General features: G+C 44.2%; 24 protein-coding genes, 1 pseudogene and 1 riboswitch. Of the genes and pseudogenes, 20 read left to right on the top strand and 5 right to left on the bottom strand.

Annotated features, from left to right (window positions below; all coding sequences use genetic code 11):
• Positions 1-7: 7 nt before the first annotated feature.
• From agaW to Xish_RS02600, 4 genes are read left to right on the top strand one after another with little or no spacing between them, the layout of a single operon-like run.
• Positions 8-787 carry a PTS N-acetylgalactosamine transporter subunit IIC gene (gene agaW, locus Xish_RS02615; protein WP_099116586.1) on the top strand — a complete coding sequence of 260 codons (780 nt, stop codon included), beginning with the start codon at positions 8-10 and terminating at the stop codon, positions 785-787.
• Positions 777-1,670, top strand: coding sequence for a PTS system mannose/fructose/sorbose family transporter subunit IID (locus tag Xish_RS02610; RefSeq protein ID WP_099116585.1), 894 nt, complete (start codon positions 777-779; stop codon positions 1,668-1,670). Before agaW ends, Xish_RS02610 begins: the two co-directional genes overlap by 11 nt.
• Positions 1,671-1,679: 9 nt before the next feature.
• Entirely contained in the window at positions 1,680-2,114 is a 435-nt protein-coding gene (agaF, locus tag Xish_RS02605) for a PTS galactosamine/N-acetylgalactosamine transporter subunit IIA (protein WP_099116584.1), read from the top strand.
• A gap of 9 nt (positions 2,115-2,123) precedes the next feature.
• Complete coding sequence (locus Xish_RS02600; RefSeq protein ID WP_099116583.1) at positions 2,124-2,978, top strand: tagatose bisphosphate family class II aldolase; 855 nt, start codon at positions 2,124-2,126, stop codon at positions 2,976-2,978.
• 225 nt (positions 2,979-3,203) lie between these two features.
• On the opposite strand, the gene modE is transcribed toward Xish_RS02600, so the two are convergent.
• Positions 3,204-3,995 (bottom strand): molybdenum-dependent transcriptional regulator, encoded by a 792-nt coding sequence (modE, locus tag Xish_RS02595; RefSeq protein ID WP_099116582.1) that lies wholly within the window; start codon positions 3,993-3,995, stop codon positions 3,204-3,206.
• Between the two features lie 177 nt (positions 3,996-4,172).
• On the opposite strand from modE, the gene Xish_RS02590 reads away from it, so the two are divergent.
• The 4 genes from Xish_RS02590 (at position 4,173) to modC (ending at position 7,065) form a co-directional block, all read left to right on the top strand.
• Entirely contained in the window at positions 4,173-4,307 is a 135-nt protein-coding gene (locus Xish_RS02590; protein ID WP_099116581.1) for an AcrZ family multidrug efflux pump-associated protein, read from the top strand.
• Positions 4,308-4,527: 220 nt separating this feature from the next.
• Entirely contained in the window at positions 4,528-5,298 is a 771-nt protein-coding gene (gene modA, locus Xish_RS02585; protein ID WP_099116580.1) for a molybdate ABC transporter substrate-binding protein, read from the top strand.
• 16 nt (positions 5,299-5,314) lie between these two features.
• Positions 5,315-6,007, top strand: coding sequence for a molybdate ABC transporter permease subunit (modB, locus tag Xish_RS02580; RefSeq protein WP_099118641.1), 693 nt, complete (start codon positions 5,315-5,317; stop codon positions 6,005-6,007).
• On the top strand, positions 6,001-7,065 hold the full coding sequence (gene modC, locus Xish_RS02575; RefSeq protein WP_167383279.1) for a molybdenum ABC transporter ATP-binding protein ModC: 1,065 nt from the start codon (positions 6,001-6,003) through the stop codon (positions 7,063-7,065). Before modB ends, modC begins: the two co-directional genes overlap by 7 nt.
• Before the next feature lie 93 nt (positions 7,066-7,158).
• Here modC and Xish_RS02570 read toward each other — a convergent pair whose 3' ends face one another.
• Entirely contained in the window at positions 7,159-7,974 is an 816-nt protein-coding gene (locus Xish_RS02570) for a pyridoxal phosphatase (protein WP_099116578.1), read from the bottom strand.
• A gap of 148 nt (positions 7,975-8,122) precedes the next feature.
• Between Xish_RS02570 and pgl the strand changes: the two genes are divergently transcribed.
• Positions 8,123-9,109, top strand: a complete 987-nt coding sequence (pgl, locus tag Xish_RS02565; protein WP_099116577.1) for a 6-phosphogluconolactonase — start codon at positions 8,123-8,125, stop codon at positions 9,107-9,109.
• Between the two features lie 119 nt (positions 9,110-9,228).
• On the opposite strand, the gene Xish_RS02560 is transcribed toward pgl, so the two are convergent.
• Positions 9,229-9,801, bottom strand: a complete 573-nt coding sequence (locus tag Xish_RS02560; protein ID WP_099116576.1) for a hypothetical protein — start codon at positions 9,799-9,801, stop codon at positions 9,229-9,231.
• A 215-nt stretch (positions 9,802-10,016) separates the two neighbouring features.
• Positions 10,017-11,285 (bottom strand): adenosylmethionine--8-amino-7-oxononanoate transaminase, encoded by a 1,269-nt coding sequence (gene bioA, locus Xish_RS02555; protein ID WP_099116575.1) that lies wholly within the window; start codon positions 11,283-11,285, stop codon positions 10,017-10,019.
• Between the two features lie 95 nt (positions 11,286-11,380).
• Here bioA and bioB point away from each other — a divergent pair, with 95 nt between their 5' ends.
• The 5 genes from bioB (at position 11,381) to uvrB (ending at position 17,615) form a co-directional block, all read left to right on the top strand.
• On the top strand, positions 11,381-12,421 hold the full coding sequence (gene bioB / locus Xish_RS02550; protein WP_099116574.1) for a biotin synthase BioB: 1,041 nt from the start codon (positions 11,381-11,383) through the stop codon (positions 12,419-12,421).
• The gene (bioF, locus tag Xish_RS02545; RefSeq protein ID WP_099116573.1) at positions 12,421-13,572 is read left to right on the top strand and encodes an 8-amino-7-oxononanoate synthase; all 1,152 of its coding nucleotides are present in this window, start codon (positions 12,421-12,423) and stop codon (positions 13,570-13,572) included. The genes bioB and bioF overlap by 1 nt, the downstream gene beginning before the upstream one ends.
• The gene (bioC, locus tag Xish_RS02540; protein ID WP_099116572.1) at positions 13,556-14,329 is read left to right on the top strand and encodes a malonyl-ACP O-methyltransferase BioC; all 774 of its coding nucleotides are present in this window, start codon (positions 13,556-13,558) and stop codon (positions 14,327-14,329) included. The genes bioF and bioC overlap by 17 nt, the downstream gene beginning before the upstream one ends.
• Positions 14,319-15,002: a dethiobiotin synthase gene (gene bioD, locus Xish_RS02535; protein WP_099116571.1), complete on the top strand. Its 684-nt coding sequence runs from the start codon at positions 14,319-14,321 to the stop codon at positions 15,000-15,002. The genes bioC and bioD overlap by 11 nt, the downstream gene beginning before the upstream one ends.
• Positions 15,003-15,587: 585 nt before the next feature.
• Positions 15,588-17,615, top strand: coding sequence for an excinuclease ABC subunit UvrB (gene uvrB / locus Xish_RS02530; RefSeq protein WP_099116570.1), 2,028 nt, complete (start codon positions 15,588-15,590; stop codon positions 17,613-17,615).
• 137 nt (positions 17,616-17,752) lie between these two features.
• Here uvrB and Xish_RS02525 read toward each other — a convergent pair whose 3' ends face one another.
• Entirely contained in the window at positions 17,753-18,661 is a 909-nt protein-coding gene (locus tag Xish_RS02525; RefSeq protein ID WP_099116569.1) for a gluconeogenesis factor YvcK family protein, read from the bottom strand.
• 220 nt (positions 18,662-18,881) lie between these two features.
• Between Xish_RS02525 and Xish_RS02520 the strand changes: the two genes are divergently transcribed.
• The 6 genes and pseudogenes from Xish_RS02520 to Xish_RS02495 all read left to right on the top strand — a co-directional run bounded on the left by Xish_RS02520 (position 18,882) and on the right by Xish_RS02495 (position 23,195).
• Positions 18,882-19,766, top strand: coding sequence for an IS982 family transposase (locus tag Xish_RS02520; RefSeq protein ID WP_099116568.1), 885 nt, complete (start codon positions 18,882-18,884; stop codon positions 19,764-19,766).
• 171 nt (positions 19,767-19,937) lie between these two features.
• Positions 19,938-20,094, top strand: a riboswitch (molybdenum cofactor riboswitch).
• Positions 20,084-21,063: pseudogene (moaA, locus tag Xish_RS02515) on the top strand (GTP 3',8-cyclase MoaA). It overlaps the preceding riboswitch by 11 nt.
• Before the next feature lie 33 nt (positions 21,064-21,096).
• Positions 21,097-21,576 carry a cyclic pyranopterin monophosphate synthase MoaC gene (gene moaC, locus Xish_RS02510; protein WP_099116567.1) on the top strand — a complete coding sequence of 160 codons (480 nt, stop codon included), beginning with the start codon at positions 21,097-21,099 and terminating at the stop codon, positions 21,574-21,576.
• Complete coding sequence (gene moaD / locus Xish_RS02505) at positions 21,573-21,818, top strand: molybdopterin synthase sulfur carrier subunit (protein ID WP_099116566.1); 246 nt, start codon at positions 21,573-21,575, stop codon at positions 21,816-21,818. Before moaC ends, moaD begins: the two co-directional genes overlap by 4 nt.
• Positions 21,819-21,820: 2 nt before the next feature.
• The gene (moaE, locus tag Xish_RS02500) at positions 21,821-22,279 is read left to right on the top strand and encodes a molybdopterin synthase catalytic subunit MoaE (protein ID WP_099116565.1); all 459 of its coding nucleotides are present in this window, start codon (positions 21,821-21,823) and stop codon (positions 22,277-22,279) included.
• 205 nt (positions 22,280-22,484) lie between these two features.
• Entirely contained in the window at positions 22,485-23,195 is a 711-nt protein-coding gene (locus tag Xish_RS02495) for a Bax inhibitor-1/YccA family protein (protein WP_099116564.1), read from the top strand.
• The last annotated feature ends 76 nt before the right edge of the window (positions 23,196-23,271 follow it).

Below are 23,271 nucleotides of genomic sequence, written 5' to 3'. Positions count from 1 at the left end.
GGTCAGTATGCTTACTGACGCATTGTTTATAGCCTTATTGGCAGGGATCGCAGGTGTTGATCTGTTCAACGGATTGACTCACATTCACCGTCCCGTGGTGATTGGTCCTTTGGTTGGCCTGATTTTAGGGGATGTACAGACCGGTCTGCTAGTTGGCGGAACGCTGGAACTGGTCTGGATGGGACTGGTGCCGCTGGCCGGAGCACAGCCGCCTAATGTGGTTATTGGCGGAATAATTGGGACAACGTTTGCGATCATGACCCATGCCGATCCGAAAGTAGCGATAGGGATAGCTGTGCCATTTTCGATAGCCGTACAGGGTTGTATCACACTGCTGTTTACTGTCTATTCGCCTATGATGCACAAGTGCGATGAAATGGTGAAAAAACTGAACTGGCGTGGTGTCGAATGGGTTAACTATTTCGGTATGCTCATTCTGTTCTTTTTCTACTTTATTGTTGCTTTCCTGCCTATCTATTTCGGTGCAGATGCGGCAAGTACAATGGTTCAGAAAGCGCCACAATGGTTACTTGATGGCCTTGCGGTAGCAGGGGGAATGATGCCTGCGATCGGTTTCTCATTACTGATGAAGTTCATGATGAAAAAAACCTATGTGGCTTACTTCATCCTGGGTTTTATTTCTGTGACTTTCCTGAATATGCCGATTATTGCAGTAGCACTCGGCGCATTCGCAATCGCACTGATTGATTTCTTTAATCGTACCCGCAACGACAATCAGAGTGTTGGCTCTCAGACCACCACACAGGAGATGAACGATGGCATTTAATGACTCAGATGAAGCGCTGGCGGCAAAAGCGGAACAGAAAGTGGCTCATGCCATAGCAACCAGCCAGGTTGATCGGGATGACTATATTGATAGTGAGTCCAGTCCCGAACTGACAAACCGCGATATTAACGTAATGGCGCTGCGCTCACTACTATTACAGGCATCGTTTAACTATGAACGTATGCAGGCAGGGGGTTGGCTATATACCCTGATACCCGCACTGCGTAAGATCCATAAAAACCCACAGGACTTATCCAACTCCATGAAAATGCATATGGAGTTTATCAATGTCCATCCCTTTGACGTCACTTTTTTGTCTGGGCTTGTACTGGCGATGGAAAGGAGCAAAGAGAAGGTGTCTACCATCCGTGCTGTGAAAGTTGCATTGATGGGACCTTTAGGCGGAATTGGTGATGCTTTATTCTGGTTAACACTACTACCTATTTGTGCCGGTATTGGTGCCTCTCTGGCACTACAGGGCAGTTTATTCGGACCCATTATTTTTTTGCTGATGTTCAACATCGTACATTTTGCCCTGCGTTTCGGACTCGCGCATTACGGTTACCGGACGGGAATCAAAGCGATTGCTATGCTAAAAGCGCACACCAAGAACATCTCTCATGCGGCATCAATTGTCGGTATGACAGTAATAGGTGCGCTGGTGGCTTCCTACGTTCATCTTTCCACCCCGTTAGTTTTAAAAGCTGGTGAGGCAAAGCTCGCTCTACAGACGGATGTACTGGATAAAGTGATGCCTAATTTGCTGCCTCTGGCTTTTACTTTGTTGGTTTACTGGCTGATGAAGAAGGGAGCATCACCTGTGAAATTGATTGGTATCACAGTGGTATTCGGGCTTGTTGGTAAGTTAGTCGGTTTTCTATAAGGAGCGCAGATGTTAGGTGTAGTGATAACCGGACATGGCGGTTTTGCCAGCGGTTTGTTGCAGGCAGTAGAGCAGGTTATTGGCCCGCAAATGCAGTGCGTAGCGGTGGATTTTCCAGAAGGCATGTGTACTGAGACACTGAAAAAAGCACTGGAAGCTGCGTGCTGCCAATGTGATCAGGGTGAAGGGTTGGTTTTTCTCACTGACTTACTCGGCGGCTCTCCGTTCAGACAGGCTGCGCAGATGGCATTAAATCATCCTGCATATCAGGTCATTACTGGCACCAATATGCAAATGGCTGCGGAAATGATGCTTGAGCGTGATGGTATGACAGCCACTGAGTTTCGTGACATGGCACTGGAATGCGGACATCGTGGGCTGACTAGCCTGTGGCATGAGCAGCAGCGTGAAAGACAGGCATCACAGGGTATTGATGGTATCTGAGGAGATAGCATGTATCTGATTTCTAACCGGGAAATGCTGAAAAAAGCGCAGCGGGGCGGATATGCTGTACCTGCCTTTAATGTCCATAACCTTGAAACAGTGCAGGTGGTGGTAGAAACCGCCGCCGCACTGTCATCACCGGTGATATTGGCGGGAACACCCGGCACCTTTACCTACGCAGGGTTGGAATATATGGTGTCTATCTGTCGTGAAGCGGCGCATATTAACCATCTGCCGGTAGCACTGCATCTGGATCACCATGAAGAGTATGATGATATCTGTCATAAGGTGCAGTCCGGTATCCGTTCTGTAATGATTGATGGTTCACATTTGCCTTTTGAGCAAAATATCGAGGTGGTATCCCGTGTGGTTCGGTTTTGTCAGAACTACGATGTTAGTGTTGAGGCAGAATTAGGCAGGCTCGGTGGGCAGGAGGATGACTTAGCTGTTGATAGCAAAGATAGCTTCTATACTGATCCTATAGTTGCGAAAGAGTATGTTGCCCGTACAGGTATTGATTCACTGGCGGTTGCGATAGGTTCAGCGCATGGCCTATATCACGGAGAGCCACACCTCGATTTTGATCGTCTGGCCGCTATCAGGCAGCAGGTTGATATTCCTCTGGTACTGCATGGCGCATCGGGTATTCCTGAAGAGATGGTTCGGCGTGCGATTAATTTCGGGATCTGTAAGGTGAATGTGGCGACAGATCTGAAAATTGCTTTTGCTGACGCGGTTAAAGCGTACTTTGCTGAACACCCGGATGCAAACGATCCGCGCAAATATATCACACCGGGTAAAGAGGCAATGCGCAAGGTGGTTGAAACTAAAATTCGCATTTGCGGTAGCGCAGGAATGATGTAATCACAAATTAGGGGAGCCGCCCTTTATACTTTGATGACGATTTTTGTGGTGGGTATAAGGGGCACCCTTTATGGAGCCTGTATGAATAGAATATAGGTATTAATTATTTGATTCTGGCAACGCATTACATGATGAACGAGTACACTGACGTAATCGTGCTAGATTAATTGCTGATGCCAGGGAGGGACAAACGGCACTTTAGTTCCCTTCTTAGATTTAATCGAGTTAACATAAGGTGGCAATAATCACCTTGTCGGCATTGAAAAGAGCCGTAACAGGATCGTGGGGCTGGAGCTGCAAACGCGCCACGTCTTGGTTAGATAACGTAACACAAAGGGACTCACCGCCATCAAGTGTCAGAATAATTTCACTGTATTCTGTTCCTGTTTCAATATGTCTAACCTGGCTGGACAGGATATTTTCGCATGAAACAGCAGGAGCCAGATCTTTGGTTAAAGTTATCCACGGCGCTTTAATCAATACCAACACTTCTTTTCCGGTGACTAAATTCAGCCGATTGGCACTTTGTTCCGTTACAGCCGCATAGATTGATGTTTTACCATCTGCCAGCAAAACCCGAACATGTTGTTGAATATTGGCGTGGCTACGTCCAGTGATCGTACCAAAAAATTGATTGCGGGCGCTGGTTTGTAATGAAAAACGAGATATAGCCGCGAGCAAGCTGTCTAAGGGCAGAGAATCCTCTTTCAGGACATCAAACGCTTTTTGTTGAATTTTCTCCAATAAGTCATAAAGTTGCAACAGACGTTCACCATAATGGGTCAGTTGGGCACCACCACCGCCTTTTCCACCCGTTGCGCGTTCCACTAAAATCTCATCGGCGAGTTGGTTCATTTCATTGATGGCATCCCAGGCACTCTTGTAGCTAATCCCAGCCTGTTTTGCACCTTGGCTAATAGAACCAGTGACTTTAATGAGTTTAAGCAACTTAATGCGCCGGGGATCAGCGAACAGACGTTGTTGCAATTTCAGTGTTAACAATATTTGGGCTTGCATAGTGATTTATTTAGGGCAACTATTTGAAAGTTTTTTACAACATAATCATAAGAATCGCACGTTTCGGCGGTTACTGTTACTGTTTTATTGTCTAGAATAACGAAATTAATGTCTGTGTTGTGTCAGTTTCAGATATGACTCAGTTAATTTGTTAGTCACTCAGGATATGAGGTTAACATGTTTGAATTGCTTAAAAGTATGGGGTTTGCACTGATCATGGTTCCCGTAGTGATGGCTGCTATTTTGGCATTGATTTACGTGCTTGGGGGATTATTCAATAGGATCTCCAAAACAGAAAATACCAGTCAATAGTCTCAATCTTTACAATTTCTATTACCCGGTTATCCGGGTAATCATCAATTCCTACCTTCTCTTCATATCTAACTTTTCATATGTAATTGTTGCATTGAGATCAATATAAAAGCTAAAACTGGCTCACAACTTGCCGATTAATCTAAGAATAGCGTTTTCATTTAACGTTGTATCTTGTTATATACAACGCACCATATTGATTAACTTAGGTGAGTATAAAATGAAGAATAAAGTTTATCAGTTGCTGGCAGGAATAGTGGTCACTTTTGCGTTTGCCGGAAATGGTTGGGCAGCAGATAAAGTGACGGTGTTTGCGGCGGCTTCTTTAACTAATGCGTTGGATGAGATTGCTGTACAGTATAAAAAAGAGAAACATGGCGATATTGTTGCCTCCTATGCTTCATCGTCGACATTGGCGCGCCAGATAGAACAGGGAGCACCTGCGGATATTTTTATTTCTGCCGATCAACAATGGATGAATTATGCGTCTGGTAAACAATTAATTGTCGGAAATACTCGTCATACTTTATTGGGTAACCGGCTTGTCCTGATTGCGCCTAAAGAGAGTCACTTGAATCAAGTGGAGATCAACCAAAAAACAAAATGGAAATCTTTGCTGGCAGGCGGGCGGTTAGCGGTTGGCGATCCTGATCATGTGCCCGTTGGTATTTATGCTAAAGAATCGCTGCAATATTTGAATGCATGGGATACGGTTAATCCACTGATAGCACGTACTAACAATGTGCGCAGCGGTATGGCGTTGGTAGAACGAGCCGAAGTTCCGCTGGGCATTGTTTATGGTTCTGATGCAGTTGCCAGCAATAAAGTGAAAGTTGTGGGTGTTTTCCCACCAGAAAGCCATAAATCGGTGGAATATCCGATAGCAATAATCAAAGGCCATGAAAAGCAGGCTGTTCGTGATTTTTATGATTACCTTAAAACCCCTGAAGCTGCTGCGATTTTTAAACGTTACGGTTTTAATCCACTGTAGGAACTGAACTTTGGAGATATTAAGTGAATATGAATGGCAGGCAATTTTACTGAGCTTAAAAATCTCAGGGATTGCGGTGTTATTCAGTTTGCCATTCGGGATATTAATGGCATGGATACTGGCTCGTTGCCAGTTTTTTGGGAAATCCCTGCTTGACAGCATGATCCATCTGCCACTGGTATTACCACCAGTGGTGGTAGGGTATTTGTTGCTCATTAGTATGGGGAGACGTGGAGTCATTGGTGAATACCTTTATGACTGGTTTGGCGTCAGTTTCGCATTTAGTTGGACAGGTGCGGCATTGGCGTCGGCTGTGGTGGCTTTTCCGCTGATGGTCAGGGCTATTCGGTTATCACTGGAGAGTGTCGATCGGCGCCTGGAGCAGGCGGCACGTACATTGGGAGCAGGTGCATTTAAAGTCTTTTTCACCATTACTCTGCCGTTGTCACTACCCGGCATCATTGTTGGTGCGGTATTAGCGTTCGCACGGTCACTGGGGGAATTTGGTGCCACCATTACCTTTGTTTCAAATATTCCGGCGGAGACGCGAACCATTCCTCTTGCCATGTATACATTGCTAGAAATGCCAGGTGCTGAAACAGCCGCTGCTCGTCTGTGCGTAATTGCAATTGCATTGGCACTGATTTCATTGATGCTTTCCGAATGGCTGACACGTTGGGGCAGAAAACGTTTGGGGGCAGCATGTTAGAACTGGATTTTGAGCAGCGTTTGGGTGAGCTGCACATGCAGGTTAACACCACTTTACCAACAGACAGCATTACCGCCATATTTGGGCTTTCAGGGGCAGGAAAAACCTCATTGATCAATGTGATTGCGGGGTTAAATCATCCACAAAAAGGTCGCATTGTTTTAAACGGCTCTACCTTAGTGGATACCGAACAAAATATCTTTTTGCCACCAGAAAAGCGCCGGATTGGTTACGTTTTTCAGGATGCACGCCTTTTCCCGCATTATCGCGTGCAAGGAAACTTACAATATGGCATGGCATCTGAGATGAAACCGCAGTTTGACAGCATCATTGGCCTGCTAGGGATTGAACATTTATTGTCACGTTTTCCCATTACGTTATCTGGCGGAGAAAAACAGCGGGTAGCCATTGGCCGTGCATTACTAACTGCCCCTGAAATCCTGCTGATGGATGAACCATTGGCATCATTGGATTTACCACGTAAGCGTGAGTTATTGCCTTATCTGGAAAAGTTGTCCGAAGATGTCAAAATTCCGATCCTCTATGTGAGTCACAGTTTGGATGAAATTTTACGGCTGGCAGAGAATGTCATTGTCATGGACAAAGGAAAAATCAGGGCAACAGGAACCCTGGAAGAGGTTTGGTCGAGTAGTGCCCTGCGCCCGTGGCTGCAAAAGGAGAGTCTGGGTAGCATACTGAAAGTTTCTGTTATGGAACATCATCAACGTTATCAAATGACCGCAGTAGCCGTGGCTGACAAGCTCCTTTGGTTGCCACAAATTAATGCTGCTCCGGGGACTGATCTACATATCCGCGTTGATGCATCAGACGTTTCCTTAGTTTTGGAACCGCCAAAAACCAGCAGCATCCGTAACACCTTGCAAGTAAAAGTCATGGAGTATTTTGAAGATAATAATGGCCAGGTTGATGTTAAATTAGCACTAAGTGAACATAGCTTGTGGGCGAGAATTACGCCTTGGGCGCGGGAAGAGCTTAATCTGCGGGCAGGGCAATGGCTATATGCACAGATAAAGAGTGTTTCGTTGGATCGTCACTGATAAATATGTAGGAAGCAGGGAGCACAGCAGTGAACTGATTTGCTCCCAGTGAATGGATGCCAAAAGGTAATTACACAAACTGATGTACAAGCTCTACAGTACGTATTTTCTCAGGACTTCAGCGATACCGGGTTGGGTATTATCCCGCGTGACAATATCTGCCCGCTCTTTGACGGCATCAACCCCATTACCCATAGCGACGCCCAGTCCGGCGCTTTCCAGCATACTGAGATCGTTATAATTATCACCAAAGGCAATCACATCTTTCATGCTCATGCCTTGCGATTCCACCCATTGTTGTAACCGCATGCCTTTACTATTGCCTTTTTTGGCGATATCGACCTGATCAAACCATGACCATTCACACTCAAGGCCAACATTTTCCTCAATTTGTTCACTAATCTCACGCAATTTCGCTAAATTGGGTGAGCTGGTGGCAAATTTCCAAATCGCACTGACATTGTGGATTGCGTCTTGAAAACTCCCTGTTTGCTGGAGATTCGGACGCTGATGCTCAGGCAGAGAATCCGACCATGCAAGGGTTCGGACTACAGTGTGAGGAAATTGATATAAAATGGCATCATCAACATACATCAGATGCTGAATTTCTGTATCTTGCAGATAGGAAAGTGCTTGAGAGGCTTCATGGATGGAAAGTGGGTTAGAAGCCAAAATTTTCTTTGCATGATAATCATAGGAATAAGTTCCATTGCAACAGATGGCAGGTGTATCAAGTCGCAGCGCTTGATAGAAAGGATGGATGGCAACATGATGACGTCCGGTTACAATCAAAACTTTGATACCTGACTGGCGGGCTTCATTTAGGGCAGCCAATGATTCTGGCAGAATACGTTTTTGTGGATCGAGCAGTGTTCCATCGAGATCCAGCGCGATAACGCGATATGACATGGGTTAGCCTCAGATTGTTTATGATATAAACAAAATATTATACGTTAGTTGAATATAGTTAAACCGTTGTACAGGCAGTTTAGCAGTTAAAGTTTTTCCATAATCGTTACAGATCAATGAAATGGCAATGAAGTATTAAGGAGAGAACATGAAACAGGTGGTTTATACAGCCAGCCCAAACAGCCGACAAATTCACGTATGGTCGCTTAATGTGACAGGGGAGCTTTCGCTTCTCCAGACCGTAAATGTACCAGGTGAAGTACAGCCAATGGTTGTCAACCCTGATGGCAAACACTTATATGTGGGAATTCGTCCTCAATTTAGTATCGTAACTTATGCTATTGGGGAAGATGGCAGCCTTGAACAGCAAGCCATTGCACCATTGACGGGTAGCCCGACCCATATATCTACTGACAGAACAGGGCGTTTTTTATTTTCTGCCTCTTACAGCTTCAATAACTTAAGCGTTCATCCTATTGATGAAAATGGGATCGTTAAAGCCTCAAGCCAAATTGTAGAAGGTCTGCAAGCGCCACACTCTGCTAATATTGATCGGGAAAATCGTCAACTGCTGGTTCCCTGTTTGAAAGAAGATCATATTCGTATTTTCAATTTGGATGAGCAAGGTTATCTGACAGAAAGCCGGACAGATGAAATTACGACAGCAGCAGGTGCAGGCCCGCGCCACATGGCATTCCATCCGAAAAAACAGGCCATCTATTGCATTAATGAATTGGATTCAACCGTTGATGTTCTGCGCCAATGGGAAAAATATCGCATTGTGCAATCAATTGATTCGTTGCCAACAGATTTTTCCAACGTTCGTTGGTCAGCGGATATTCACATTACACCGGATGGCCGACACCTTTATACCAGCGAGCGTTCAGAAAGCCTGATCAGCCATTTCCGCGTTTCAGAAGATGGTTATCACCTGACATTAGTCGGGCATTATTCGACAGAGACCCAACCGCGTGGTTTCGCCATTGATCATAGTGGTCATTTCCTGATTGCATCGGGGCAGAAATCGGATCATATTTCAGTATCACGTATTGAACCATATTCAGGGGAATTGACCCAACTGGCGTGCTATCCAGTTGGTGAAGGTCCGATGTGGGTGACAATATTGGCAATATAGGCATAGCAATATTTGCGAATATAAACCGTGATCACGCCAGCCATATAGTTTGGCTATGTGACTGGCGAAAATACTTATTTGCCAAAAATAAGATAAAAAATTAACGCGATTAATTGATATTAAATCAAATTAAACGTCCCTACACCCGGTAAAACAATAGGATATGTGATTAATATGTGATTCTGTTGTACAGAATATAAATCCCCCAAATAAACATTTCCTTTTAAAAGACGTAAGATAATATTTCTTGGATAAATATAAAGTTGAATGTTTAATGGTGTATTAATAATGGAGTAAGGATATTTGACTACGCCTCCAAGATGAATATTATTAAAATTCAATATTGGTGTGTTATATACACCATTAATATAGCCATTGAAATTCGTCTTTTTTCCTATATTGGGATCGTGCCCAATAATCGTGGAGTTAGAAGATATTTGGGTAAAGGGTAAACCGCCATATTGATAATATGTGTTAATGTTAAAATACCCACTAACAAATTCTGTTTGGTTCAGAGTTGGGCTGGTTAATGAATCTGGTTGGGTATTTTCAACAAACAGGTGAGCTAATTCAGGTTTTTCTTTTACCAAAGCTTCATAATGCGAAATTTCTTGCTCATAACTATTTTGAGATAGTTCAAAGACATCTTGTGTTTCATTATTGGGGGATGTGAAAAAATTTTCTCTATTCATGTTGTTTTCCTCTTTGTTTAAATAAGCGTGGTTTCATCATGAATATATCAAATAATTTATTTTTAGGTGATGTAATAGCCCCTGTTTTAGTAATTAATATTTGTCAGGGATTGACGTTTGGTAATGCATTTAATATGATTTGTTTTTTGTTAGAAATATAATGAATCTATTTGTTTCAGTCATATAAATGGATATATGACTGAATATATTCTTCTTTAATTTATTGCACCCGCAATGGCATTTGTCAGCCTCGTTAACTGTTCTGGTTGAATAATATAAGGTGGCATCAGATAAATTAATCGACCAAATGGTCTGATCCATACCCCTTGTTGAACAAAATGGCGTTGCAATGAAGCGACATTGACGGGTTGTTTCATTTCAACCACGCCTATCGCGCCCAAAACCCGAACATCTTTGACTAAACTGTATGACTTGAACGGAAATAATTCCGCTTTTAATTGATTTTCAATTGATTGAATACGTTGTTGCCATGGGCTGTCAGCAAGTAATTTCAGGCTGGCACTGGCGACGGCACAAGCCAGAGGATTTCCCATAAAAGTTGGGCCATGCATAAAACAGCCTGCTTCACCTTGGCTGATAGTTTCGGCAACGTGGCGGGTAGTCAGTGTTGCGGATAATGTCATATATCCTCCCGTCAATGCCTTGCCTAAGCACAATATATCCGGCTCGATTTGCGCGTGTTCACAGGCAAATAGCTTGCCAGTCCGTCCAAATCCGGTCGCAATCTCATCTGCAATTAACAAGATCTGATATTCATTACAAAGCTGGCGAACCTGTCGCAGATACTCAGGATGGTAAATCCGCATCCCGCCGGCACCCTGAACAATAGGTTCTAAAATGACAGCGGCGATTTCATCATGATATTGCAACAATAATCGTTGCAAAGAATTGATATCTTCTGCTTGCCACTTATCACCAAAATGGCATTGCGGGGCATCGGCAAACAGATGATTGGGGAGATAGCCTTTGTACAAATTATGCATAGAGTTGTCTGGATCGCAGACAGACATGGCTCCGAAAGTGTCACCATGATAACCGTGGCGCAGGGTCAGGAAACGATGGCGTTTTTTCCCTTTGGCTTGCCAATATTGCAATGCCATTTTCAGGGCGACTTCTACGGCGACAGAGCCAGAATCCGCCAAAAAAACACACTCTAAAGAATCAGGTGTTATTGCCACCAATTGCTTGCACAGTTCAATTGCAGGAGGGTGAGTTATGCCGCCGAACATAACATGGGACATCTTATCGATTTGTGATTTTGCTGCCTCATTGAGGGCAGGATGATGATAACCGTGGATAGCGGCCCACCATGAAGACATACCATCAATCAATGTACGCCCGTCTGATAAAACCAGCTCCACACCGGTGGCTGATACGACAGGATAGGCAGGAAGTGGGTCTGTCATTGAGGTATACGGATGCCAAATATGGCGCTGGTCGAATTCAAGATCTGAAGGAGTCATAACAACTTTAATGTAAACCTTTTATCATTCATTTTGGTTGACATGATAATGGTGTTATTTAAACTGACAACATTTTTTACATCGGAGATGTTATTGTGAGCGAGCGTCAACAATGGACAATCAGTCAAGCACAGAAATTGTTTGATAAACCTTTTTTCGAATTATTATTTCAGGCACAACAAGTACACCGCGAATATTTTGATCCACAACAAGTACAGGTCAGTACACTGCTTTCGATAAAAACAGGGGCTTGTCCAGAGGATTGCAAATACTGCCCACAAAGTTCCCGCTATAAAACTGGCCTGGAAAAAGAGCGGTTGATGGAAGTGGAAAAAGTCATTGAATCAGCGCGCAAAGCGAAAAATGCGGGTTCAACCCGTTTCTGCATGGGGGCGGCCTGGAAAAACCCACATGAGCGTGATATGCCGTATTTGGAAAAAATGGTTAACGAAGTCAAATCACTAGGGATGGAAACCTGTATGACGTTAGGCATGTTGAATCAATCTCAGGCACAGCGTTTGGCGCAGGCAGGCCTGGATTATTACAACCATAATCTGGACACTTCGCCAGAATTTTACGGCAATATCATCACCACTCGTAGTTATCAGGACAGACTGGACACTTTAGGTAATGTCCGAAATGCAGGGATTAAAGTCTGCTCTGGCGGTATCGTTGGTTTGGGTGAACAAATTCGCGATCGGGCAGCATTATTGGTGCAATTGGCAAACCTGCCTAAGCCGCCGGAAAGTGTACCGATTAATATGCTGGTAAAAGTCAAAGGAACGCCATTGGAAGACAATGAAGATGTCGATCCTTTTGACTTTATTCGCACCATCGCTGTAGCACGGATCATGATGCCAAAATCTCACGTCCGCTTATCCGCAGGACGTGAACAGATGAATGAACAAACTCAGGCACTGTGCTTTATGGCAGGGGCTAATTCCATTTTCTACGGCTGTAAATTGCTAACCACACCAAACCCGAATGAAGATAAAGATCTGCAACTGTTCCGCCGCTTGGGTATCAATCCTCAACAGACAAAGACGGCATTTGGTGACAATCAACAACAGCAGAACTTGACGGAAGCCATTATTCATAATGCTGATAACGAACAATTCTATAATGCGGCAATATGATGAGCTGGTCAGACTTTCTTTCCCTGCGTTTGGCCGAACGTCGGGGCACCCCGCTATGGCGTAACAGGCAAATCCATCACGGCGCTGATGGGCGTTTATTATCCACTGCGGATGGCCAATATCTTAATTTTTCCAGTAACGATTATCTTGGCTTGAGCCAACATCCCCAGATTATTGCTGCCTGGCAGCAAGGTGCCCAACAATATGGTGTGGGCAGTGGCGGCTCAGGGCATGTTACGGGTTACACTGCCGCACATCATGCGCTGGAACAACAGCTTGCAGAATGGCTGGGATATTCTCGTGCTTTACTTTTTATTTCCGGTTATGCCGCTAATCAAGGGGTGATTGCGGCCTTGATGGAAGGGGAAGATCGTATTATTGCTGATCGACTGAGTCATGCGTCGTTGCTCGAAGCAGCAATACACTCTCCCGCACAACTTCGGCGTTTTCTGCACAATAATATGGGTTCTTTGCAGCAACATTTGGCAAAAACGTGTACCGGTAAAACGCTGGTGGTCACGGAAGGTGTTTTTAGTATGGATGGGGATTATGCACCACTTAATGCTATTGCCCAGCAAGCACAATCGACGGCAAGTTGGTTGATGGTGGATGACGCCCACGGTATCGGCATTCACGGTGATGAAGGGCGCGGCAGTTGCTGGATGCAAAATGTTAAACCGGAGATTCTGATCGTCACCTTCGGCAAGGCATTTGGATTGAGTGGAGCCGCAATGTTATGTGATGAACAAACCGCAGAATATCTGCTCCAATACGCCAGACATCTGATTTACAGCACCTCAATGCCACCTGCGCAGGCAGTGGCACTTTCCGAAGCAGTACGACAGATCAGGGCTGGGGATGAATTGCGTCAGCGGTTGCAAAACAACATCCGTTATTTTCGTCGCGAAGCACAGCATCTGCCTTTTGCATTGCTGAATTCAGAAACGGCTATCCAGCCATTAATCGTTGGTGACAATGAGCGTTGTACCGCATTGTCTCATGTACTTAAACAAAAAAAAGTGTGGGTTAAGGCAATACTTCCACCCACAGTTTCCCCTGACAGTGCGCGGTTGCGTATTACGTTGACAGCAAGCCACACACGGTATGACATTGATGCATTACTGGAGGCGTTGCATGGATCTGGTTGTTAAATCTGTTGACAAGAGGGCGATTGCTGGTGCTTTTGGACGTGCGGCTGCCAAATATGACACGGTGGCTAAGTTACAACAACAAACCGGTGAGTATTTGATGGGATTGGCACAAGCGGAAAATATCGGTATGCAGGTATTGGATGCTGGGTGTGGAACCGGTTTTTTTAGCGCTCGTTGGAAACAGCAGGGTAAACAGGTTACCGCACTGGATTTGGCTTCCGGTATGTTGGGCCATGCAAAAAGGCAGCAAGTTGCTGACTATTACTTGCAAGGGGATATCGAACATTTGGGGTTAGCGGATAACAGCGTAGATATCTGTTTCAGCAATCTGGCGGTACAATGGTGCAATGATTTGTCATGTGCATTGCGCGAATTTTATCGTGTTACCCGTAGCGGTGGTCTTATCGTATTTTCTACCCTTGCACAGGGTTCACTGAATGAATTGGCAACCGCTTGGGCGCGAGTGGATGATTATCAGCATATTAATCAATTTCTGCCATTGCGAACAATTACTCAGGCATGTCAACCCTATCGGTATAAAGTCATTAACCGGAAATATTACCAGCGCTACCCACAACTGTTGCCTTTACTGAATTCCCTAAAAGGGATTGGCGCAACACACCTTCATCATGGTCGCCCGCAGGGATTAATGACGAGAAAACGTCTCAATGCTCTTGCAGAAGCCTACCCACGAAACAATGGGGATTACCCATTAAGCTATCAAATTGTTTTTGGAGTCATTTATTGTGACAAGTAAATACTTTCTTACAGGAACTGATACAGAAGTAGGTAAAACAGTGGTGAGTTGTGCCTTGCTGCAAGCGGCTAATGAGAAGGGATATTTGACTGCCGGTTATAAACCTGTGGCATCAGGAAGTGAAATGACATCAGAAGGAATACGTAATGGCGATGCGCTGGCCTTGCAGCGTAATAGTACGGTGCCACTCACTTATCGGGAAGTGAATCCGCTGGTATTTATGGAACCGACATCGCCACACATTGTAAGTGCGGAACTTAATCAACCAATAGATTTTTCCGTTTTATCGGAAGGTTTGGCAGTACTGGTAAAAAAATCTGACTGGGTTTTGGTTGAGGGCGCAGGAGGATGGTATACACCATTATCGGAAAATACGACTTTTGCCGATTGGGTGATTCAGGAGAATTTACCGGTAATTTTGACAGTTGGTGTCAAATTGGGCTGTATCAACCATGCTGTATTAACCGCAAAGGCAATTCAGCATGCAGGGCTAAAGTTAGCAGGCTGGGTTGCCAATGAAATTGAACCCGCCGGCAAACGTCAGGTTGCTTATTTGAAGACACTGGAGCGCATGATCCCCGCCCCTTTATTGGGAATCATTCCTTATCTGAATGAATCATATGATAAAAATAACACAGGAAAATATATTGCAATTGATTCTTTGGTTAACTAATTGTTTATTTTGGGTTAGTTAAAATTCATACTTAGGATTGTGCTTTAATCGATGGTATGACGTAGAAGGTATTTTATTTCAACAACGATTGCGCCATTTTTGATCAACAAATAACGTGGATCAATCCTAAAGCAGCATAAAAATATTCCACTATTGAAAAAATGTATAAGTGGGGATAACTCTGCAACCGCCTATGCTTAATAGGTTTTGCTGAGTTATCCACTATTCCTGTGGATAACCTTGTGTATTAGTTTTAGAAAAGTATCCTCGAGCAAGGCAATACGCGGCTTGCGCCAGATTTGATGTTATTCTCTACTTGGATTTTTTTATAATCAATATCAATGTGTTAAATAAAATCAATTCCTTTTTGTATCACTTTGCTATTCAGTGTCTTATCATTTCCGTCGTTAATACAAAAATAGGAAAAAGCAAGATCATTATCTGGGGATAAAAATAGTTACCTTTGATGTTAAGCAAAGGTTAATAACATCCAAGCAATAACATTATTTTGCCAACTTACTTGAAGCTGGTTTTTTATCCAGTATGATAAAAATAATTTTGTCAGTGTATGGATGGCGTGGGGAAATGAGCAAAGAAACGAATAAAGTATTTAAGTTACACTCTGATTTTAAACCGGCAGGTGATCAGCCATCGGCTATCAGACAGTTGCAGGAAGGGTTAGAAGATGGACTGGCTCATCAAACACTTCTGGGAGTAACGGGATCGGGTAAAACTTTCACGATTGCCAATGTTATCGCAAACTTAAATCGACCCACCATGATCCTTGCTCCCAATAAAACACTGGCGGCACAGCTCTATAGCGAAATGAAAGCGTTTTTCCCTGAGAATGCAGTGGAGTATTTTGTTTCCTATTACGATTATTACCAACCAGAAGCCTACGTACCCAGTTCCGATACTTTTATCGAAAAAGATGCTTCAGTGAATGAACATATTGAACAGATGCGACTGTCCGCAACGAAAGCTTTGCTGGAACGCCGTGATGTCGTCGTAGTAGCTTCTGTTTCCGCGATTTACGGTTTAGGTGATCCTGATAGCTATTTGAAAATGATGCTTCATTTAACTGAGGGCATGTTAATTGACCAGCGCACTATCTTGCGTCGTTTAGCGGAACTGCAATATACCCGTAATGATCAGGCATTCCAGCGCGGAACATTTCGGGTACGTGGTGAAGTCATCGATATTTTTCCCGCAGAATCGGATGAACGTGCTTTACGCGTAGAATTGTTTGATGATGAAGTCGAACGCCTTTCCCTGTTTGATCCGCTGACGGGACAGATAGAGTACCATGTGCCGCGTTATACCATCTATCCCAAGACCCACTATGTGACACCGCGTGAACGTATCCTTCAGGCGATGGAGGAGATTAAGATTGAGCTGGAACAACGGCGCAAAATCCTGTTGGCGTCAGATAAATTATTGGAAGAACAGCGTGTCACCCAGCGAACACAATTCGATCTCGAAATGATGAATGAACTGGGCTACTGCTCTGGTATTGAAAACTATTCCCGTTATCTTTCTGGACGTTCTGCCGGTGAACCACCTCCAACGTTGTTTGACTACCTGCCGGCAGATGGTTTGTTGGTGGTGGATGAATCCCATGTCACCATTCCACAGATTGGTGGAATGTACCGAGGGGATCGCTCCCGCAAGGAAACATTGGTGGAATATGGCTTCCGTTTGCCGTCAGCGTTGGATAACCGTCCATTACGGTTTGAGGAATTTGCGGCTCTGGCGCCGCAAACCATTTATGTTTCAGCCACACCTGGCAATTATGAACTGGAGAAAGCGGGCAATGATGTTGTTGAACAAGTTGTGCGTCCGACGGGGCTAATTGACCCTGAAGTTGAAGTTCGTCCTGTGTCAACCCAAGTGGACGATTTATTGTCTGAAATTCGTATCCGTGCGGCAAAAAATGAGCGGGTGTTGGTCACAACTTTAACCAAACGCATGGCGGAAGATTTAACGGAATATCTGGAAGAACATGGTGAGCGAGTACGTTATCTCCATTCTGACATTGATACCGTAGAGCGAGTGGAAATTATCCGTGATCTTCGCCTCGGTGAATTTGATGTTTTGGTTGGCATTAACTTATTGCGTGAAGGTTTGGATATGCCGGAAGTTTCCCTTGTAGCAATTTTGGACGCGGATAAAGAGGGTTTCCTTCGTTCAGAGCGCTCACTGATCCAGACCATCGGTCGTGCAGCACGTAACCTGCATGGTAAGGCCATTTTATATGGTGACAAAATTACAGATTCGATGGCAAGAGCTATTGAAGAAACAGAACGTCGTCGTGCTAAACAGCAGGCATTTAACCAAGAGCACGGCATCGTACCGCAAGGTTTGAAGAAAAAAATTGGTGACATCCTGAAAATTGGTCAGCCGGTTAATGGCAAAGGGAAGGCCAAAGGAAAAAGTAAAGTTACCTTGGGTACAGATGATTACCGCAACCTGTCGGCAAAAGGGCTGGAGAGAAAAATCCGTGAACTGGAAGAAAAAATGTACCAACATGCACGGGATCTTGAGTTTGAACAGGCGGCCAATATTCGTGACCAGATTCAGTCATTGCGGGCGCAATTTATTACTAATTCCTGAATACTGGTCTTGAAAGGGATGGCTGTGAGGTTTTGGCTATAATGTATTGATAATACGAAGTCAATTTGGGATGGAGAGCGAATGCCTCACTCTCTATTCCTATCTAATCTATGGATATTGCTACCCAACCAGAAATGCTAACCCAATTTTTGCAGAGTATGCTCAATTGCCTGACGCAATAATTCACGATCGTGACGGTAAGGGATATCCTGCGCTTCCAAAATCTGTTGTGTCACAACGCGGTCACTGAAAGGGTTAATATCGGTACGCGGGCCGACAATAAGCGCATTAATCATCTTGCGGCCAATCTTGTCCTCCATGATGGCAAGTTTATCTGCTAATGATAGATTGGCAGCCGCGTGGCTGAGTTCTTTGCCTAAATTACCGATATAAATCATATTCGCATTACTGCGTCGCAGGGATTGCGTCAAATCATCCAGTAACAACAAGGGCATCAGGCTGGTGAAAAAGCTGCCAGGGCCGATCAAAATCAAATCTGCTTGCTCAATCGCATCCAATGCTTCTTTAGTGGCATTGACATGGGGATAAAGCGATAGCTCCTGTGGTACACAATTGAGCTGATCGATATTCACTTCACCATAAACGGTATTACCTTGATCATCGATTGCCATTAAATCAACTGACTGTTCTGACATGGGAATTAACTGTGCATTAACTTTCAGTAGATTGCGGATCAGGTTAATCGCCTCAAGAGGACGGACACTTAAATGATCCAGCGCTTTTAACATCAAATTACCCAAATTATGTCCGGCTAATTCGCCATTGCCATTGAACCGATATTCAAACATGGCAGAAGCAATGGTAGGCTCCGTGATTAACTGATTGAGGCAATTGCGCATATCTCCCCATGCAATCCCGCCTTCCGAACGCCGTATTCTGCCGGTTGAGCCTCCATTATCCGTTGTCGTTACAATGCCTGTCAGGCGGGCGCCAAGGGAAGAAAGGGAAGACATCACGCGTCCAAGTCCATGACCGCCACCGAGGGCGACAACGCGATCCAAGTCAGCTAATGTGCGATTTCGCATAGGATTCCTGTTACTGGCTAAACGTAGGGGCTTTAATAAATCTCATATAATTTATCATAAAACAGGATACTTTCAGAAATTGAGGTGATTTTGTGCGATCTTTGCGTGAAGTTTTCGAACGATAGCTTAACCCGAATTCTGGATAAGAAATTGACGAGAAGCCTGTTCCAGGAGCAAAGTTTTGGTGCACACCGAAAACAACTCCGAGGGGGAACAGGCTATGGACAAGTTAGTTGAAATTTTCTGTGATGTCGATGATTTTTGCCGTTTTTTCATTCCTCAATGGGAACAATTTTGCCTTGAGAGTGGGCATCGTTTACGCCGCCGACAAGGTCATATGTATCCCAGTGAAATCATGACCATTTTGATCCTTTTTCATATGTCGCATTACCGTGATTTTAAAAATTTTTATTTGAAACATATTTGGCAATACCACCACCGCGACTTCGCCACTTTACTCAGTTATACCCGTTTTATCAGCGTTGCCCCTTCCGTTTTGGTGCCATTATGCAGCTATCTGACTCAATTAAAAGGGAAACCCACAGGCATTGCTTTTATTGATTCCACCAGTTTGAGTGTCTGCCATAACATTCGCATCCCTCGACATAAGGTCTTTGCGGGGATCGCACAGCGTGGAAAAAATTCAATGGGATGGTTTTATGGTTTCAAATTACACTTGGTTGTCAATCATCAGGGGGAAATTCTCGCGCTTAAAGTCACGGCCGGTAATGTGGATGATCGGGAACCGGTTCGCGAATTAACCACAGAATTAATGGGTTCTCTTTACGGCGATAAAGGTTATCTGAGTCAGGAATTGGCGGACGATTTAGCCAACAGCGGTGTCACTTTCATCACGAAAAAACGGCGTAACATGAAAGCCCGTATGCAAGCTGAGTGGGATAAGATAATGTTAAAAAAGCGTTTTATCATTGAAACGATTAATGGACAATTAAAATTAATTTCTCAGATAGAGCACTCTCGCCACCGAAGTATAAGAGGATTTATGTTGACCGTTTTAGGTGGACTGATCGCTTACTGCCTTAAATTGAAAAAACCATCACTGAAAGTTTTCTACTCAGAAGACGCTGTTCCAATGATGGCTTAAGCAGAATTCGGGTTAGCTTAGAAATATCGCAGGAGACGGTTGTTATAACAATTAGCTAACTCGTTGTGTAATAAGATATATATCGAATATGACATTCGCTTTTTGTTACCTTAAGCGTTAGAATTTTCGGCAAGCACATCGCTGCTCGCACCTATATTCATATAAAAATTTAACTGATATTAACTCCTAGCCTCTGTGTCTAAGTCGCTGTTCTATCAAATGGATACCACATTGATATGATGCTTTGGCCGTGGCTCCTGAGTCACCAGGATGCAAGGCAGAAATGCCGGTATCTCCCGTACTTGGAAGGTGTTATTGTGGAACAACTTGTAGATGCATTTTCGCGTAAGTTCTATTACTTGAGGTTGTCTATTACCGATGTGTGTAACTTTCGTTGCACCTATTGTCTGCCTGAGGGATACCGGCCTCGTGGTCATCAATCATTCCTTTCCCTGCCAGAAATTCGTCGTGTCAGCCGAGCATTTGCTGAACTTGGCACAGAAAAAATTCGCCTAACGGGGGGGAACCTACCATGCGCCGTGATTTTTGCGACATCATCGCTGCGGTTCATGAAAATCCACAAATCAAAAAAATTGCAGTCACAACTAATGGTTACCGTATGGAACGGGATGTCTCCCAATGGAAATCGGCTGGTTTGACAGCAATTAATGTGAGTATTGATAGTTTAGATCCCCGTCAATTTTACGCTATTACCGGACAAGATAAATTTTTCCAGATTATGCGTGGCATTGATACCGCTTTTGAGGCGGGATTCACCACAGTGAAAGTCAATGTCGTGTTGATGAAGAATGTGAATGATACCAACCTGCCCGCCTTTCTTGATTGGATTAAACACCGTCCTATCCAGTTGCGTTTTATTGAATTGATGGAAACGGGAGAAGGTCGTGCCATTTTTCATCGTCATCATCTTTCTGGAGAAGTGATCCGCCGTCAATTGCTACAGAAAGGGTGGCAACAACAGCAACGTGCGCGCAGTGATGGGCCGGCTCAAGTTTTCCGCCACTCCGATTATCAGGGCGAAATTGGCCTTATCATGCCGTATGAAAAAGACTTTTGCCAAAGTTGCAACCGCCTGAGGGTATCCGCAATTGGCAATCTTCATTTGTGCTTGTTTGGCGAACAGGGCATTCCATTGCGTGATTTATTGTCTGATGACGCATCACTGGATGCCCTGAAACTACGTATTCAAGGTGGGTTGCGCCATAAGCGTGAAACCCACTTTTTACATCAGGGGGACAGCGGTATCACCCCGAACCTTTCTTTTATTGGCGGTTAGCTTAGTTGCAAGATTTATTTTCAGGAGCAAAGAATGTCTCAATTAACCCATATCAACACATCGGGTGAAGCGCATATGGTGGATATTTCTGCCAAATCAGAAACAGTGCGTGAAGCACGGGCAGAAGCTTTTGTTGAAATGCAGGCGGAAACTTTGGCCATGATTATCGCGGGTGATCACCACAAAGGAGATGTTTTTGCGACCGCCCGTATCGCAGGTATTCAGGCGGCGAAGCGGACGTGGGAGTTGATCCCGCTGTGCCATCCTCTGCTGCTTAGTAAAGTGGAAGTTCGGCTGGAAGCGCAAACAGAACACAATCGTGTCAGAATCGAATCCTATTGCCGCCTGACAGGAAAAACGGGTGTGGAAATGGAAGCTTTGACAGCGGTATCTGTGGCCGCTTTGACCATTTATGACATGTGCAAAGCGGTACAAAAAGATATGGTCATTGGGCCTGTGCGTTTGTTGGAAAAAAGTGGCGGTAAATCAGGGGATTTTAAGGTGATCGCATGATAACGGTACTATTTTTTGCTCAAGTCCGTGAGCTGGTAGGAACGGATTCACTTGAGCTACCTAATGAATATCCAACGGTAGCGCATCTTCGTCATGCCCTGACTGAAAAGGGAGAACGATGGGCATTGGCATTGGAAGAAGGCAAAGTGTTGTCTGCTGTCAATCAATCTTTTGTCCACGCTGAACATGCCTTGAATGATGGTGATGAAGTGGCTTTTTTCCCGCCTGTTACGGGGGGATAAAAATGGAAAATACGCGGATCAGTATTCAACGGGAGACATTTGATGTTGGTGAAGAATATCGATGGCTCTCGCAGTGTGATGAAGATGGCGCAGTTGTGACTTTTATCGGAAAAGTTCGTAACCATAATTTAGGGGACACCGTTAAAGCACTGGTATTGGAACATTATGCTGGCATGACAGAAAAAATGTTGCAGAAAATTGTTGACGAAGCCCGCCAACGTTGGTCATTGCAACGCGTCAGCATTATTCATCGTATTGGTGAATTGTACCCGAAGGATGAGATTGTATTTGTTGGTGTCACCAGTTCTCACCGTAACATGGCGTTTACGGCGGCTGAATTTATCATGGATTATCTGAAAACTAAGGCACCATTTTGGAAAAAAGAGTCTCTTGTGGAAGGAGAGCGCTGGGTAGAGGCAAGGCAGAGCGACCAGGATGCGGTAAATCGCTGGTCACAATAATGGGTAATCAGGCGGCAAAACAGCATTTGGTGATTCGTTCTGCGGACTATCTTGAAAACGGGATAAATAAATAATATGTCACTGAAATTGCCATTAATTGGCGGATGGTTTTATTAATGTTCTATGCTAATGTATAACTTTTGAATAGATTGTTTATTTTTAAACATTCTTAATCCCTAAACATTATCATGAAAAGGTAATCATCATGGATCGATATCAACGTTCTAATGATTCGATTGTCCAGAAAACTGGTTCTGGTATACAAACTTACATGGCACAAGTCTACGGTTGGATGACTTGTGGCTTGCTGTTAACCGCATTTGTTGCATGGTATGTGGCAAATACCCCTGAAATTTTATACGCCATTTTCAGTAGCTCTATTGTTTTTTATGGCTTAATCATCGCACAGCTTGCGTTAGTATTTGTGCTGTCTGGTTTGGTTCATAAAATGAGTGGGGCAATGGCGACAGGGCTGTTTATGTTGTACTCCATGCTAACGGGGTTGACACTTTCCAGTATCTTTATAGCTTACACCGCCAGTTCTATTGCCAGTACATTTGTCGTTTCAGCGGGTATGTTCGGTGCATTGAGCCTTTATGGTTATACCACTAAGCGTAGCCTGAGTGGTCTGGGTAGTTTCCTGTTTATGGGGCTAATTGGTATTGTTCTGGCTTCTTTGCTAAATATCTGGCTGAAAAGCTCAGCGTTAATGTGGGCAATCACCTATATCGGTGTTGTCATTTTTGCTGGCTTGACAGCATACGATACCCAAAAACTGAAAGAGATGGGTGAACAACTGGATGTCAATGATAAAGAGAACCTGCGCAGATACTCGATTACTGGCGCCCTGACTCTGTATCTGGACTTCATTAACCTGTTCCTGATGTTGCTGCGTATTTTGGGTGATCGTCGATAGTCACTGATATATTGAATTATTGTTTGATATAAAAACCCTGCTTTGTCAGGGTTTTTTAATAGTTCGTTGTCTTATC

Source organism: Xenorhabdus ishibashii, assembly GCF_002632755.1.
In the GTDB taxonomy this organism is placed as follows: Bacteria; Pseudomonadota; Gammaproteobacteria; order Enterobacterales; family Enterobacteriaceae; genus Xenorhabdus; species Xenorhabdus ishibashii.
This window is presented reverse-complemented; position numbering and strand designations above follow the sequence as displayed.